The sequence below is a fragment of the Cellulomonas bogoriensis 69B4 = DSM 16987 genome (genome assembly GCF_000767165.1).
GTDB lineage: Bacteria > Actinomycetota > Actinomycetes > Actinomycetales > Cellulomonadaceae > Actinotalea > Actinotalea bogoriensis.
Map to the genome: position 1 here is coordinate 1 of NZ_AXCZ01000059.1, position 14,967 is coordinate 14,967.

At 73.6% G+C, this 14,967-nt stretch carries 10 protein-coding genes; 6 read left to right on the forward strand and 4 right to left on the reverse strand.

Annotation, left to right across the window (positions count from 1 at the left end):
• A partial coding sequence (hrpA, locus tag N869_RS07335; protein WP_232229648.1) for an ATP-dependent RNA helicase HrpA occupies window positions 1-3,366 on the reverse strand: 3,366 nt, incomplete at its 3' end.
• A 78-nt stretch (window positions 3,367-3,444) separates the two neighbouring features.
• On the reverse strand, window positions 3,445-4,221 hold the full coding sequence (locus tag N869_RS07340; protein ID WP_035059753.1) for an alpha/beta hydrolase: 777 nt from the start codon (window positions 4,219-4,221) through the stop codon (window positions 3,445-3,447).
• Window positions 4,222-4,373: 152 nt separating this feature from the next.
• Between N869_RS07340 and N869_RS07345 the strand changes: the two genes are divergently transcribed.
• Together N869_RS07345 and N869_RS07350 are read left to right on the forward strand one after the other, a co-directional pair.
• Entirely contained in the window at window positions 4,374-5,213 is an 840-nt protein-coding gene (locus tag N869_RS07345; protein ID WP_035059765.1) for a universal stress protein, read from the forward strand.
• A 27-nt stretch (window positions 5,214-5,240) separates the two neighbouring features.
• Complete coding sequence (locus N869_RS07350) at window positions 5,241-5,717, forward strand: aminoacyl-tRNA deacylase (protein WP_035059755.1); 477 nt, start codon at window positions 5,241-5,243, stop codon at window positions 5,715-5,717.
• A 3-nt stretch (window positions 5,718-5,720) separates the two neighbouring features.
• Here N869_RS07350 and N869_RS07355 read toward each other — a convergent pair whose 3' ends face one another.
• The gene (locus tag N869_RS07355) at window positions 5,721-8,345 is read right to left on the reverse strand and encodes a phosphoenolpyruvate carboxylase (RefSeq protein WP_084136639.1); all 2,625 of its coding nucleotides are present in this window, start codon (window positions 8,343-8,345) and stop codon (window positions 5,721-5,723) included.
• 228 nt (window positions 8,346-8,573) lie between these two features.
• On the opposite strand from N869_RS07355, the gene N869_RS16925 reads away from it, so the two are divergent.
• Together N869_RS16925 and N869_RS07365 are read left to right on the forward strand one after the other, a co-directional pair.
• Window positions 8,574-9,005: an STAS domain-containing protein gene (locus N869_RS16925; RefSeq protein WP_232229649.1), complete on the forward strand. Its 432-nt coding sequence runs from the start codon at window positions 8,574-8,576 to the stop codon at window positions 9,003-9,005.
• A 93-nt stretch (window positions 9,006-9,098) separates the two neighbouring features.
• A complete protein-coding gene (locus N869_RS07365; protein ID WP_052105211.1) occupies window positions 9,099-10,460 on the forward strand; it encodes a Cpe/LpqF family protein in 1,362 nt (453 codons plus the stop codon).
• A 72-nt stretch (window positions 10,461-10,532) separates the two neighbouring features.
• On the opposite strand, the gene N869_RS07370 is transcribed toward N869_RS07365, so the two are convergent.
• On the reverse strand, window positions 10,533-12,725 hold the full coding sequence (locus N869_RS07370) for a S9 family peptidase (RefSeq protein WP_084136648.1): 2,193 nt from the start codon (window positions 12,723-12,725) through the stop codon (window positions 10,533-10,535).
• A gap of 251 nt (window positions 12,726-12,976) precedes the next feature.
• Here N869_RS07370 and N869_RS07375 point away from each other — a divergent pair, with 251 nt between their 5' ends.
• The gene (locus N869_RS07375; protein WP_035059759.1) at window positions 12,977-14,167 is read left to right on the forward strand and encodes a metallophosphoesterase family protein; all 1,191 of its coding nucleotides are present in this window, start codon (window positions 12,977-12,979) and stop codon (window positions 14,165-14,167) included.
• The coding region (locus N869_RS07380; protein WP_035059761.1) for an AAA family ATPase at window positions 14,167-14,967 on the forward strand (801 nt) is incomplete at its 3' end. The genes N869_RS07375 and N869_RS07380, both read left to right, overlap by 1 nt.

A 14,967-nucleotide genomic window follows, 5' to 3' on the forward strand; every position in this document is an offset into this window, starting at 1 on the left:
GGTCGCCGCTGCCTCGTCCCGGGCGTTGACCGCCTGGCGGACGGCGTCCCGCACCGCGGTGCTGACAGCGGTCCGGGTGCGCGCGGCCAGGCGCCGTTGCAGCTCGGTCAGGTCGGGGCCCTCGTCGACCATCGCGGTCGACCCGCGCCGGGTCTCGGTCACCCGGTAGGTGACCTTCAGGTGGGGCGGCAACCGGTCGTCGTCGAACGCGTCGCCGGGGACCTCAACGTCCCGCAGGTCACGCACCGCGGCGGCGAACACCTCGTGGAACGAGGGCGCCATGTCCACCGCCCGCACCCGGTCCGCCCAGGACGGCTGCGTCCGCCCGATCCACTCCACCACGTCGCGCGCGACGTCCGGTGCGGGCACCAGCGAGCGGCGCACCGGCTTGGGCAGGGTCCGGATGGTCGCGGTCACCAGGTCGGTGAGCATGCCGGGCACCAACCATCCGAACCCCTCCGGCCGCACCCGGTTCAGCACCGGCAGGGGGATGTGGACGGTCACCCCGTCCGCGTCCGAGCCGGGCTCGAACTGGTACGTCACCGGCAGCTCCAGGTCACCGTGGGGCCACACCGAGGGGAACTGGGACGCGTCCCGGGCCTGGGCGTGGGCGTCGTCGTCGGCGACCAGCATCGCCAGGTCGAACGTCAGCAGCTCCGGGTCCCGTCGTCGCGCGCTGCGCCACCACGAGTCGAAGTGCCTGGCCGAGACCACGTCGGCGGGCACGCGCGCGTCGTAGAACGCGAACAGGGCGTCGTCGTCGACCACCAGGCCACGGCGGCGCGTGCGGTGCTCCAGCTCCTCGGCCTGCTCCAGCAGGGCCCGGTTGTCGTGGAAGAACTGGTGGTGGGTGGTCCACTCGCCCTGCACCAGCGCGTGCCGGACGAACAGCTCACGGGCGTGCTCGGGGTCGACCTTCGCGTACAGGACCCGCCGCTGGGCCACGATCGGCACCCCGTACAGCAGCACCTTCTCCTGGGCGAGGGCGGCGCCCTGCTTGGTGGACCACACCGGCTCGGAGTAGGTGCGCTTGACCAGGTGCGCGGCCAGCTCCTCGGCCCACTCGGGCTGGATCCGTGCCGCGTCCCGCGCCCACAGCCGGGACGTCTCGACCAGCTCACCGGCCATGATCCACGCGGGGGGCTTCTTCGACAGGGGTGACCCGGGGAAGATCGCGAACCGTGCCCCGCGGGCTCCCTGGTACTCGTTGCGGACGGTGCGGCGCGGCGGGCGGCCCTTGGCCCGGGCGTCCGGGGCCTTGCCCCGACCCACCCGCACCTCGGTGACCTCCTGCATGCCGATGTGGCTGAGCAGCCCGGCCAGCAGCGACTGGTGGATGCGGTCGGCGTCCCACGCCAGCCGCAGGTCCGGTTCACCGCTCCCGGCGTCGGCCCCGTCCCCGCTATCTGTGCCCGTGCCCGTGCCTGTGCCCGTGCCCGTGGTGGTGCCCGTGCGGGCCGGTGGCCGCAGGGTGATCCCCAGGGGCTTGGCCATCTCCTTCAGCTGGGCGACGACGTCGGCCCACTCCCGCACCCGCAGGTAGTTCAGGTGCTCGGCCCGGCACAGCCGCCGGAACTGGTTGCCCGACAGCTCCCGCTGCCGGTCGCGCAGGTAGTGCCACAGGTTCAGGTAGGTGAGGAAGTCCGACGTCGGGTCCGCGAACCGGGCGTGGGCCTGGTCGGCCTGGGCGCGCTGCTCCGCGGGCCGCTCCCGGGGGTCCTGGATCGACAGGGCTGCCGCGATCACCATGACCTCCCGGGCCACGTCCCGCCGGCCGCCCTCCACGATCATCCGCGCCAGACGCGGGTCCATGGGCAGCAGCGCCAGGGACCGTCCCACGTCCGTCAGCTCGGTCCGCGTGCCGTCCGGTCCGGTGGTGGTGCGCAGCGCACCCAGCTCGGTGAGCAGCTGGACCCCGTCCCGCACCGCCCGGGTGTCGGGCGGCTCGACGAACGGGAACCGGGACACGTCGTCGGGGCTGGCCGCCACCCCCACGGCCACCATCTGCAGGATCACCGACGCCAACGACGTGCGCAGGATCTCGGGCTCGGTGAACTCCGGGCGTGAGGCGAAGTCCTCCTGCGAGTACAGCCGGATCGCGATCCCGTCCGCCACGCGCCCGCACCGGCCCGACCTCTGGTTCGCGCTCGCCTGGCTGATCGGCTCGATGGGCAGCCGCTGGACCTTCGTGGCCTTCGAGAACCGCGAGATGCGCGCCGTCCCCGGGTCGACCACGTACCGCACACCCGGGACCGTCAACGACGTCTCGGCCACGTTCGTGGCGAGCACCACCCGCCGGGTCGTGTGCGCCTCGAACACCCGGTGCTGCTCCGCCGAGGACAACCGCGAGTACAGGGGCAGGATCTCCACCGACCGCGGCGACCGGGCACCGCCGGAGCCCACCGCCCGCTCACCCAGGTGCCCCCGCAACGCCTCCTCCGCGTCGCGGATCTCACGCTCACCGGACAGGAACACCAGGACGTCCCCGGGCCCCTCCACGGCCAGCTCGTCGACCGCCTCGCAGATCGCGGTCATCAGGTCCCGCTCCTCGCCGGCGGCGCGACCGGGGGCGTCGGGGTCGACGTCCGGCGACAGGGGCCGGTACCTGACCTCCACCGGGTAGGTGCGGCCCGAGACCTGCACCACCGGTGCCGGGACCCCGTCGGGGTGCTCGGGGGTCGGCGGGCCCGCGAAGTGCCGCGCGAACCGGTCGGAGTCGATCGTCGCGGACGTGATCACGACCTTCAGGTCCGGGCGCCGCGGCAGCAGGCGGGTCAGGTACCCCAGGATGAAGTCGATGTTGAGGGACCGCTCGTGCGCCTCGTCGATGATCAACGTGTCGTAGGCGCGCAGCATCGGGTCGCGCTGGATCTGGGCCAGCAGGATCCCGTCGGTCATGACCTTGACCAGCGTCTCCTCGCTGGAGCGGTCCGTGAACCGCACCTGGTAGCCCACCACGCTGCCCAGGGCACCCGGCCCGCCGGTGATCTCCTCGCTGATCCGCTCGGCGACCGTCCTGGCCGCGATCCGCCGCGGCTGGGTGTGGCCGATCTGCCCCTCCCGACCCCGCCCCAGGTCCAGCAGGATCTTCGGCAGCTGGGTGGTCTTCCCCGACCCGGTCTCACCCGCCACCACCACGACCTGGTGGTCACGGATCGCCGCGGCGATCTCCTCCCGCCGGCCCGAGACCGGCAGCTCCTCGGGGTAGGTGATCGGCGGCACGACCACCGCCCGCCGTGCCTCCACCCGCCGCCCGCGGTGCGCGTCCTGGTCCCGGCGGCCGCCACGGGCCCCCGACGTCCCACGCCCTCGGGGTCGACGCCGCGAGGGCGCCGACGGCTCGGGGGTGGGGGATCCGGTGCTCACGACCACCCATTGTCACCGACGTCCGGCCCCGGACGCCCCCTGATAACGACCGCCGCCGCGGCGGCCACCCGCTGGGACCTACCCGGTGACCTCCGACAACCACGCCAACGCCAGTGCAGCGACCTCGTCCGACCGGTCGAGCAACCCGTGCTCGGCACCCGGGACGACCTCCAGCCGTGAACCGGCCGGCAGCAACGGCAACCCGATCCTGGACCGGGTCAGCAACGGGTGCTCCTCACCGTCGACCAGCGCACCCCCGTGCACCAGCAGCACCGGGCACGTCACCGTCCCCAGCACCTCCTCCTGGTCCACGTCGGTGAAGTCGGCCAACGTCTGGACCGACAGCTGCATGCGCTCGCGGGCGCCGGGCCCGTCGTCGATCACGTCGGTGCGCCCGGTCGTGCGCAGCTCGGCCATCGGCCCGGGGCCGAGGATCTCCTCCCAGGGGTGCACCACGGGACCCGACAGCGCCCCGGTCAGGACCATCGCCTCGGCGTGCGCGCACCCGCTCCGCAGGGCCACCAGGGCCCCGAGACTGTGCCCGTGGACCACCTGCCTGGCCCACCCCTGCTCGGCCAGGAACGTGCTGGCCGCCTCCAGGTCCTGGACCTCGTTCTCCACGGTCACGACGTCGTCGTCGGAGTCCCCGCAGCCGGAGAAGTCGAAGGCGAGCGTCGCGTAGCCGGCGCGCCGGTACGCGGCCCCGATCCGGTCCGCCCGGCCGCGGGACGACCTGTCGGTCAGGAACCCGTGCGCGAACAGCACGGCCCACCCCTGCCGGGGCTCGCCCGTGGGGTGCTGGAGCGTACCGGCCAGACGCACACCTCTCGCAGTCGGCACGGTGACCTCGACCATGGGTCGACCGTACGCCCCGCCCGTGACGGCGGTGTGAACCGGACCGGCGCAGCGGCCCCCGCTCCACCGGCGGTGACCAGGACCTTCAGGCCTTGCAGCCCGTCGCCGGCGGGTCGACCGTGGGAGGACGGCACGTCGGAGAGGGGGCGACCATGACCACCGTCGTCGTCGGCACCGAGGGCACCGCGTCGAGCGACGCCGCCGTCCTGTGGGCTGCGCGCACCGCACACGACCGGGGAGCCGAGCTGCTGGTCGTCCACGCGACCGGGCTCTCGGGTTCGGGGCTGCACGAGTACGAGGACGCCACCGAGCAGGCCGCCCGTAGCCTGCTCGATGCCGAGGTCGCGCGCATCCGCGAGCACGTACCCGTCGTGCCCCGCACCGTGGTGGACCACCGCCGTCCGGGACGGGCGCTGTGCGACCGTTCCCAGGACGCCGCGCTGCTCGTGGTCGGCAGCCACCCCCACAACGCCCTGGAACGGGTGTTCTCCGGTTCGCTCAGCTACCAGGTCGCGGCGGGGGCGAGGTGCCCCGTCGTCGTGGTGCCGGCGCTTCCCGCGCGGGAGGCCAGCGACGTGGTCGTCGGTGTCGACGGGTCGGCCGACTCGCTCGCGGCGGTGCGGCTGGCGGCTGCCGAGGCGCACCGCACCGGCGGTGAGCTGCACGTGGTCATGGCCTGGGAGCAGCCCGCGACCTACGTCCCCGTGCAGTACCTGAGCGGTGGCTACGACGAGCAGATGCTCGAGCACGAGAAGGTCGCGCTGGCGGAGTCCGTCGCGGGCCTCGCAGAGGACTACCCGGACCTCGTCGTGCATCGCGAGCTCGTGCAGGGCCGGCCCGCGCCGGTGCTCCTCGAGCGGGCCCGGGGCGCCCGCCTGCTCGTGGTCGGCACCCACGGCCGCCAGGGGGTGGCCCGGATGCTCCTCGGGTCGGTGGCGCACACGCTCGTCCTGCACGCGACCTGCCCGGTGGCGGTGGTGCGCATCCGCTGACCGTGACCCTCGTGCCACGATGATGCGGTGAGCACCTCACCCCGGACCAGGGCCCTGGCCGCCGTCGAGGCCTCCGGCCTGCGCCACAAGGTGGTCGAGCACGGCCCGGTGCGCAGTCTGGAGGAGGCCGCCGCCGCCCGCAGGCTGGCCCCGGACCAGGTGATCAAGACGCTGGTCGTGCGCCGTGGTGAGGACGACTACCTGTTCGTGCTCGTCCCCGGCGGCCGGACGATCGCCTGGCCACGCCTGCGGGAGCTGCTGGGCGTGTCCCGGCTGTCGATGCCGGACGCCGGGACCGCCCGCGACGTCACCGGGTACGAGCGCGGCACGATCACCCCGTTCGGGTCCACCCGCGCGTGGCCGGTGGTCGCCGACGCGCGGGTGGCCGGACGCCCGGTGTCGATCGGGGCCGGCGAGCACGGGGTGTCGGTCACGGTCGACGGCTCCCGGCTGGTCCTGGTGCTCGGTGCGACCGTGGCGGACGTCACCGACCCCGAGGGGTAGCCCTCAGCCGGTGTTCTGCAGACCTGCGGCGATCCCGTTGACGGTGAGCAGCAGGAGCCGGCGCACGTCCTCGGACTGGCCGGCCTCCGCCTGGTCGGTCCCCTCACCTGTGCGCAGGGCCCGCAGGGCCCGCAGCTGGAGGAGCGACAACGCGTCGACGTACGGGCTGCGCAGCATGACCGCACGGCCCAGGATCCGCCGACGGGACAGCACCGCGGTGCTGTCCGTGGTGGCCAGGACCCACTTCCGGGTCAGGGCCATCTCCTCGAGGATCATCTGCGACAGGTCCTCGCGGTGGCCCAGGGCCAGGTACCGCTCGGCGATCCGCTCATCGGTCTTCGCCAGCGACATCTCGACGTTGTCGATCATCGTGGAGAACAGCGGCCACTCCGCGTACGCGGTCCGCAGCTCCTCCACGTCGCCCACGGCCTCCAGGGCGGTGCCCAGCCCGAACCAGCCGGCGAGGTTGATGCGGGCCTGGGACCACGAGAACACCCACGGGATGGCCCGCAGGTCGTCCAGGGACGAGACGGACAGCCCGCGCCGGGCAGGGCGGGACCCGATCGGCAGCAGCCCGAGCTCCTCCAGGGGCGTCACCTCGGCGAACCACGCCGGGAACCCCTCCGAGCGGACCAGGCCGTGGAACCGCTCGCGGGAGGCGACGTTCAGCCGGTGGGCGAGGTCGGCGAACTTCGCTGCTGCCTTGTCGTTGCGGCTGGCCACGCTCGGGGCGTCGGCCAGCAGCGTCGCCGCGGCCACCTGCTCGATGTGCCGCGTCGCGATGTCCGGGTCGCCGTACCGGGCGAAGATGACCTCACCCTGCTCGGTGAGCTTGAACCGGCCGTCGACCGAGCCCGGGGGCTGGGCCAGCACCGCACGGTTCGCCGGGCCGCCACCACGCCCCAGGGACCCACCACGGCCGTGGAACAGGGTCAGGACGATGTCGTGCCGCGCCGCCCACTCCGCGATCTTCCGCTGGGCGGTGTCCAGGGCGAGGGTCGCCGACACCGGCCCCACGTCCTTGGAGGAGTCGGAGTAGCCGAGCATGACCTCGACCTGGCGCCCGTTCTGGGCCAGGCGCTCCTGGACCCGGGGGTGCTGGACGGCCTCCTCGAGGATGTCGACGCTCGCCTCCAGGTCCGCAAACGTCTCGAACAGGGGGATCGCGTCGATCACGGGTGCGTGCTCCGCCCCGCCGAACGCGAGCGCGGCCAGCCGGTACACGGCTGCCAGGTGCTCCGAGGACTGCGTGAACGAGACGATGTAGCGGCGGGCGGCCGCGACGCCGAACCGTGCCTGCACCGCACCCAGGGCCCGGAACGTGTCGAGCACCTCGACGGTCTGCGGGTCCAGGTCGCCGTCCACGCCCTTGGCCTCGATGTCGGCCAGCGCCGAGGCGTGCACCTGCGAGTGCTGACGGATCTCGAGCTCGGTCAGGTGGAAGCCGAACGTCTGCAGCTGCCACAGCAGGTGCTGCAGGTCGCCGTAGGCGGCCCGACGGGCCCCCGCGGCCACCAGCGACTCCTGGACCACGCGCAGCTCGGCCTCGAGCTCCTCGGGGCCGCTGTAGGCCAGGTCCGCGTCCCGGCGCCGGGTCGCCTGCAGCCGCTCCACCACCACCAGCAGCGCACGGCGGTGCGGCTCGTTCGGTGCCTCGGCCGCGACCCGCTGGGTGATCGTGTCCGTCAGGGCGCGCTGGCGCTGCCACAGCGCCGTGAGGTCGGCCGAGGGCGGCGTGCCCCCCGCGTCCAGGGTCAGCCCGTCGGCGGTCCGTCGTGCACTGGTGGTCAGCCCGTCCAGCGCGTGCTCGCTCGCCAGCACCGCGGCGGCCCGGGTGATCTCGGCGGTGACGTTCGGGTTGCCGTCCCGGTCCCCGCCGATCCAGGTGCCCAGGCGGGCGAACGGCGCGACCTTCGGGGCCGTGGTCCCTGCGTCACCGTCCAGGAGCCAGTCGTCCAGCCGACGGTAGACCAGGGGAAGGACGTCGGCGAGGGTCGCGTCGACGATCGACAGGACCGTGTTGACCTCGTCGATCACCGTGGGCTTCGCGGCCCGCAGCGGCGAGGTGCGCCAGAGGGTGTCGATCTCGGCGAGCAGGCGGCGCTCGTTCTCGACCAGGCTCGTCCCACCCGGGTGCAGGGTGTCCCGCTCGGCGACCAGCTCGGCGATCCGTCGGATGGCGCGTGCCACCGCACGGCGGCGGGCCTCGGTGGGGTGCGCGGTGAAGACGGGGCGGAACTCCAGGCCCTGCAGCCGCTCACGGGCCGCGTCCTCGCCGATCTCCTGGCTGAGCTGGCGGTAGGCGGCGGGGAGGGAGTCGTCAGGCGCCAGCTCGTGCGGCGCCAGGCTGGACTCGCGCTCGTGGAGCACCCGCACACGGTGGTACTCCTCGGCGAGGTTCGCCAGGTGGAAGTAGCACGTGAAGGCGCGCGCGACCTGCTCGGCGCGGTCCAGGTCGAACCCGGCGACCAGATCTTCGGCCTCGGTGAACGCCTGGCTCCCGGGGTCGTCGTGGGAGCGGATCGCGAGCTCGCGCAGGCGTTCCACGTCGTGCAGGAGCTCCTCGCCGCCCGCGTCCTGCAGGACCTGGCCGAGCAGTCGGCCGAGCAGGCGCACGTCGTTGCGCATGGGTTCGGGGACGTCGTGGCGCGCGCTGCCGCGGGGGACGTCGGACGTGTTCTCGGCTGGGGTCACGGACCAAAGGTAAGCCAAGAACCCCTCAAAGCGGGATGGGGGTTCGTCCACCGGGCGTGACCAGACCCTGGACGAAGATCGCCCGGGAGGCGAGACGTAGGGAACGACAGATCAGGTCGGTTCGTCTTACCCTCGTACAGTCCCGGTCTCCGGGAGCGGACGATGATGAGAGGCCCAGTGCACCCCGACGACCAGCAGACCCCCGGCGCCGTGGCCGTGACGCACACCGACGACGGGTCGGTGGTGACGCTGCGGGGCGAGGTGGACGCGGCCCTGCGGGACGAGGCGGGCCTGGCGATGGCGGCCGTCATCGCGCACGGCGGACCGGTGGTCGTCGACATGGCCGAGGTCACGTTCATCGACTCCTCCGGGCTGGCGTTCGTGATCCAGCTGCACCGCCTCTCGCAGGAGGACCCCACCCAGACCTGCGTCCTGCGCGACCCACCGGACCTCGTCGTCGAGCTCCTGGAGATGGTCGGCCTGGGCGGGGAGATCCCGCTGACGTTCACACCGGGTGACTCCGACCCGCGCGAGGCCGCCGCGCACGGCCTCCGCCCGTTCACCGGTTCCCTCGTCACAGGTGCCATCGGCTGAGCACCCTGCCCGGCGCGTTACGGTGGCTGCACCCGACGACGACGGAGGACGAGCATGAACCGGGCAGCACGCCGGACCCCACGATCGGCGGGCGTGGCCCTGCTTCTGGGAGCGACCATGGTGGTCGCCGGGTGTACGGCCGCTGACGCCCCACCCGCCCCGGAGCAGACCGGGGGACCTGTCGTCGCCGAGGGCGTGGAGCTCCCCGACCACCCCGCCGGCAGAGCGGCCGAGTGGGTGCTGGACCTGCTGAACGGTGCCGGGCCACCGGCCCTCACCGAGGACGACCTGGAGCGGTTCGACGACGCGTTCGTGGAGCAGATCAGTCGCGCCGACCTCGAGGAGGTCTTCGTCGAGCTGCACGGCGACGGGCCCTGGACAGTCACGGACGTCGGCGGCGTCGAGCCGGCCGTCGTGGCGCTCCTGGACTCACCGACGGCCGAGTACGAGATGACCGTGGTCGTCGACGACGACGGGCGCATCTCGACCCTCTGGTTCGGTGAGCCGACCCCGCGCCGCGAGGAGGCCACGTCCTGGGAGGGCCTGCACGAGGAGGTCGCGGTCCTGGACGGCGAGACGTCGCTGTACGTCGCGCGGGTCGAGGACGGTGCGTGCGTCCCCGTGCGTGACACACCTGTGGGCACGAGCCCCGGCGACCCGCTGCCGATCGGCTCCATGATCAAGCTGTACGTCCTGGGGGCGGTCGTGGGCGCCGTCCAGGACGGAGAGCTCGGTTGGGACGACGAGCTGACCGTCACCGACGCGTTGCGGTCCCTGCCTTCGGGGCAGCTGCAGGACGCGCCCGCCGGGACCACCGTCACGGTGCGTGAGGCCGCGCTCGAGATGATCCGGATCTCCGACAACACCGCCACCGACCTGCTGGTGGACGCGGTCGGCCGCGAGCGTGTGGAGCAGGCGCTCGCGGACATGGGCATGGCCGACCCGTCGGTGAACGTGCCCGTCGCGACGACGCGTGAGCTGTTCCACCTGGGTTGGGGCGGGGAGCCGGGGCTGCACACCGGGTGGCGCGAGGGTGGGGAGACCGAGCGCCGGGAGATCCTCGACACGCTGCCGGAGGGGCCCCCCGCGATCGACCCTGCGACGATCATGAACGACCCGGTGTGGTCCCTGGGCATCGACTGGTTCGCCACCGCGGAGGACCTGTGCGCCGCGCACGTCGCCCTGCAGGACCTGGCGGACACCCCGGCCGGCGAGCCCGTCCGGGAGGTCCTCGCCGCCGAACCGGGCGTCGACGTCGATGCGGAGCTGTGGCCCTACGTCGGGTTCAAGGGCGGCAGCGCACCCGGGACGATGGGCGGCGCGTGGTACGCCGAGGACGCCGACGGGCAGGGGTGGGTCGTGGTGTTCCAGTCCGCGTCACTGGCCGCGGCCAGGGCGGTGCCGGGGCCGACGATGGTCGGGGTCGCCCAGGACGCGTTGCGCCTCGCTCCCTGAGCGGTACCCCATGACGGATCGAGGGCCCGACGCCTGACGCGTCGGGCCCTCGACAAGCACTGCTGGGTCGGGTCAGCCGAGGGTCTCGGGCAGCTCCTGCGGCCCCTGGCCCAGGACGTGCTCGGCCAGGAACGCGCTGACGACCTGGTACCAGACCTTGGCGTGCTGGGGGCTGAGCACCCAGTGGTTCTCGTCGGGGTAGTAGAGGAACCGGTGCCGGGTGCGGCCCTGCTCGTCGGCGGGCAGCTGGGACGAGGACAGCAGGTCGTACCACAGGCGCAGGCCCTCACCGATGGGCACCCGGTAGTCCTTGTCGCCGTGGACCACCAGCATCGGGGTCGAGATGTTGCCCACGTGCTGGTGGGGTGAGTACTTGTGGGCCATCTCGGGGGTCATCTCCCGGGCCCAGTAGAACGCTGCGTCGGTGGTGGGGCCGAACTGGTCCAGCGCCCACAGCGAGGCGTGGGTGACGATCGCGTCGAACCGGTCCGTCTGGCCGGCGATCCAGTTCGCCATGTAGCCGCCGAACGACCCGCCCATCGCCGCCGTGCGCGTCTCGTCGATGTCCTCCCGGGCGACGGCCGCGTCGGTGACCGCCATCAGGTCGGTGTACGGCTCGGCGCCCCACCGGCCCCAGCCGCGGCCCAGGAACGACTGCCCGTACCCGGTCGAGAGCGCGGGGTCCGGCAGCAGCACCGCGTACCCCTGCGCGACCATCAGCCACGGGTTCCACCGCCACGACCAGGTGTTCCACGAGCCCACGGGGCCGCCGTGGATCCACAGCAGCAGGGGTGCGGGGTTCTCCGGTCCGGAGGCGTCGGGCATGGCCAGCCAGCCGCGGACCTCCACGGGCTCTCCGCCGTCCTGGGGGACGGTGGTCCGGACCTCGGTGAGGGTGCCGGGCAGGGTGGGCGGCGGGGCGGGGGCGCGCAGCACCGTGACGGTGCCCCGGGGTCGGTGCTCGTCGGCCACCAGGTGGATCCGCACCGGGTGCGGGGGCGCCAGGTAGGAGGCGCGCATCGCGTAGACGACGCTCGCGTCGGGTGCGACCTGCAGGTCGGAGTAGCTGTAGTCGTCCTGGGTCAGACGGGTGATGGTGTCCGTCTCCAGGTCCAGGGCGAAGACGGGCGCCCGGCCGTCCTCGTCGGCGGTGACCAGCAGGCCCGAGCCGTCGGGCAGCCACTGGTGGCAGGTGGGCTGACGGTCCCAGCCGGGCACCAGCGCGTGGGGACGCGCACCCGAGCCACTGAGCGCGATCAGGTGCAGGGACCGGTCCACGGGGGTGGTGGCGTCCGAGCGTGAGGTGCGGACGTAGGCGACGGCGCGCCCGTCGGGGGAGATCACCGGCGAACCGACGTCGCCGTCGGGGTCGTCCACGAGGACGGTGCGCTCCTGGGTGTCCAGCTCGATGCGCACGAGGGCCACCCGGTACGCCCCCTTGGCCTCGGGAACCCGCCACGTGGTGACGACGAAGGTCCCGTCGGGGCTCAGGTCGTACTCGGCGCCCCGCAGGGCGTGCCCGGGCTGGGGTGCCAGGTCCGAGACGTGCAGGTGGCTGACGCTGAGGCTCGCGACCTCGACGGACCGGGCCACGTCGGTGCCGGCACGGAAGTGCCAGCCGAGCAGGTGGGGGGCGTCGGGCCCGAGGTCGGTGTCCCAGTGCCGGATGGGGTAGCCGTCGTGCAGGATCGCCGAGACCTTCGTGTCCTTGCGCAGGGTGCGCAGGCGCTCGTCGGCCGGTCCGTCCTGGGCGCCGGGGAGCATGTCCGTGGCGAACACGACCGCCGGTGACAGGCGCGCGGTCCGGACCCCGGTGACGCCACCGGGGCGGGTCGCGACGATCCGCGCCTCACCACCACCGGCCGGCAGGACCCACAGGGCCGGCTTGTCGAGGGGCTTCTCCGCGTCCTGCGGGGCGTCGGCGTTGGGGCGGGACGAGGTGAACAGCAGGTCGCCGTCGGGGGTGAACGCGGCACCGGTCTCGCCCTGGGCGGACCGGGTCAGGCGCCGGGCGGGCTTGGCGCGGGTGGGGTACACCTCCCACAGGGCGGTGTGGACCTTGGTCGCGTCGTGGTTCAGGGTCGAGACCTGGGTGACCAGGCGGGAACCGTCGGGCGAGAGCACCAGGCCGGACATCCGCGGCAGGGCCACGTACTCGTCCAGGTCGTGGAACGCCGTCGTGAGCGTCGGGTAGGCGCCGTCGTCCTCCGAGCCAGTTCCGGGGACCAGCCGAAGTCCCCGACCGTTCTCGTGGGTGGGCGCCATGGGTTCCTCCTGGTTGGGTCGGGCCTCGCGGCCGTGGCGGCGACGGGCTGCACTTGTACATCGGCGGCTGGTGCGCCGCCTTGACCCCCGTGCCTCGGATATCACCCCGGATCCTGCCACCTCCACCGCCGCACGGGTGGCTCCTCCACCGAGATCCCCACCGAGATCCCCACCGGGATCCCCACCGGGATCCACCGCCGGACCGGTGCGGGGCACCGTGTTCTGTCGGGTGTGGCGGCTACCGTCGGCGCATGCGTCTGCTGCACACCTCGGACTGGCACCTGGGCCGGACCCTGCACGGTGTGGACCTGCTCGGGCACCAGGCGGAGTTCGTCGACCACCTGGTCGGGCTCGTGCGTGAGGCCGACGTGGACGCGGTGGTCGTCTCCGGTGACGTGTACGACCGTGCCGTCCCCCCGGTGGAGGCGGTCGCCCTGCTCACCGAGGCCCTCGCGCGCCTCGCCGAGCACGCGACCGTCGTCGTCACGCCCGGCAACCACGACTCGGCCGTCCGGCTGGGTTTCGCCGCGCCCCTGCTCCGTGCGGGGGTGCACGTGCGCACCCGCGTCGCCGACGTGGGCCGGCCGGTCGAGCTTCAGGACGAGCACGGCCCGGTGGTCGTCCACGCCCTGCCCTACCTCGACCCGGACTCGGTGCGCCGCGAGCTGGCGGAGGAGGTCGACGACGACGGCAGCCCCCGCCTCCTCGCGCGTTCCCACGAGGCGGTGACGGGGGCGGCGATGCGCCGCGTCCGCGCCGACCTGGCCTCCCGGACCGGGGACCGGCCCAGGAGCGTGGTCATGGCCCACGCGTTCGTGGTGGGCGGGGCCGCGTCGGAGTCCGAGCGGGACATCCGCGTCGGTGGCGTGGACGCCGTGCCGGCGGGCGTGTTCGACGGGGTCGACTACGTGGCGCTCGGGCACCTGCACGGCCCCCAGCGGTTGACGGGCCCCGGTGCGGCCGGCCCTGTGCTGCAGTACTCCGGGTCCCCCCTGGCGTACTCGTTCTCCGAGATGCGTCAGCGCAAGGGAACCGTGCTCCTCACCCTCGGTCCCGACGGGGTGCAGGGCGCACCCGAGCTGGTCCCGGCGCCCGTCCCGCGACGCCTGTCCGAGGTCACCGGCACGCTGGACGAGCTCCTCGGTGACCGCGGCTCGGGCCACGCCCAGGACTGGGTGCGGGTGGTGGTCACCGACGACGTCCGCCCCACCGACCTGTACCCGCGCGTGCGTGCGCGCTTCCCGCACGCGCTGGTGGTGGAGCACCGGCCGGCGGGGCAGGCGCACCGGCCCACGGCGGGCGTGGTGACCGCGGCGCGGGACCCGCTCGACGTCGTGGGGGACTTCGTGTCGCACGTGACGGCCACGCCGCCGACGACGGCCGAGGCAGCGGTGCTGCGGCGGGCGTACGAGGCGGTCCTGGCGGGGGAGCGGAGCGACTGATGCACCTGCACACCCTGACCCTGCAGGCCCTGGGACCGTTCGCCGGACGCCACACGGTCGACCTCGCCCAGCTGGGCGCGTCGGGGCTGTTCCTCCTCGAGGGGCCCACCGGGGCCGGCAAGTCGACCCTGATCGACGCGATCGTCTTCGCCCTGTACGGCAAGGTCGCCTCCAAGGACGCGAGCGAGGAGCGGCTGCGCTCGGCGCACGCCGACGCCGCCGACGAGACGTTCGTCGACCTGGTGCTGGAGTGCGGCTCGGGCATCTACCGCGTCCGCCGCACCCCGGCCTACCAGCGGCCCAAGCAGCGCGGCGAGGGCACCACCCTGCAGCAGGCGTCGGTGCGCCTGTGGCGGCTGACCGACCCGTGCGCACCCCACGACGGCGAGCTGGTCTCCTCACGCCTGGACGAGGCCGGCGCCGAGCTCACCCGCATCATCGGGCTCGACCGCAGCCAGTTCGTGCAGACCGTCGTGCTGCCGCAGGGCGAGTTCGCGGGATTCCTGCGTGCCCGTCCCGAGGACCGGCGCGGCCTGCTGCAGAAGGTCTTCGGCACCGAGGTCTACGAACAGCTCGAGGTCCGCCTCGCCCGCATGCGTGCCGAGGCCGCGCGCACCGTCGAGGCCACGTCCCAGGACGTCGAACGGGCCGTGGCCCGCCTGCTGGGCGCGGGAGGCGCCGACGAGCCCACCGCCGAGACCCTCCGGGAGCGCCCCACCGGCGCGACCGACGACGGCCACGCGACCCTGGACGCGGCCAGGGCGCACGTGAGGGCACTGCTCGACCAGGCCGAGGCCGCG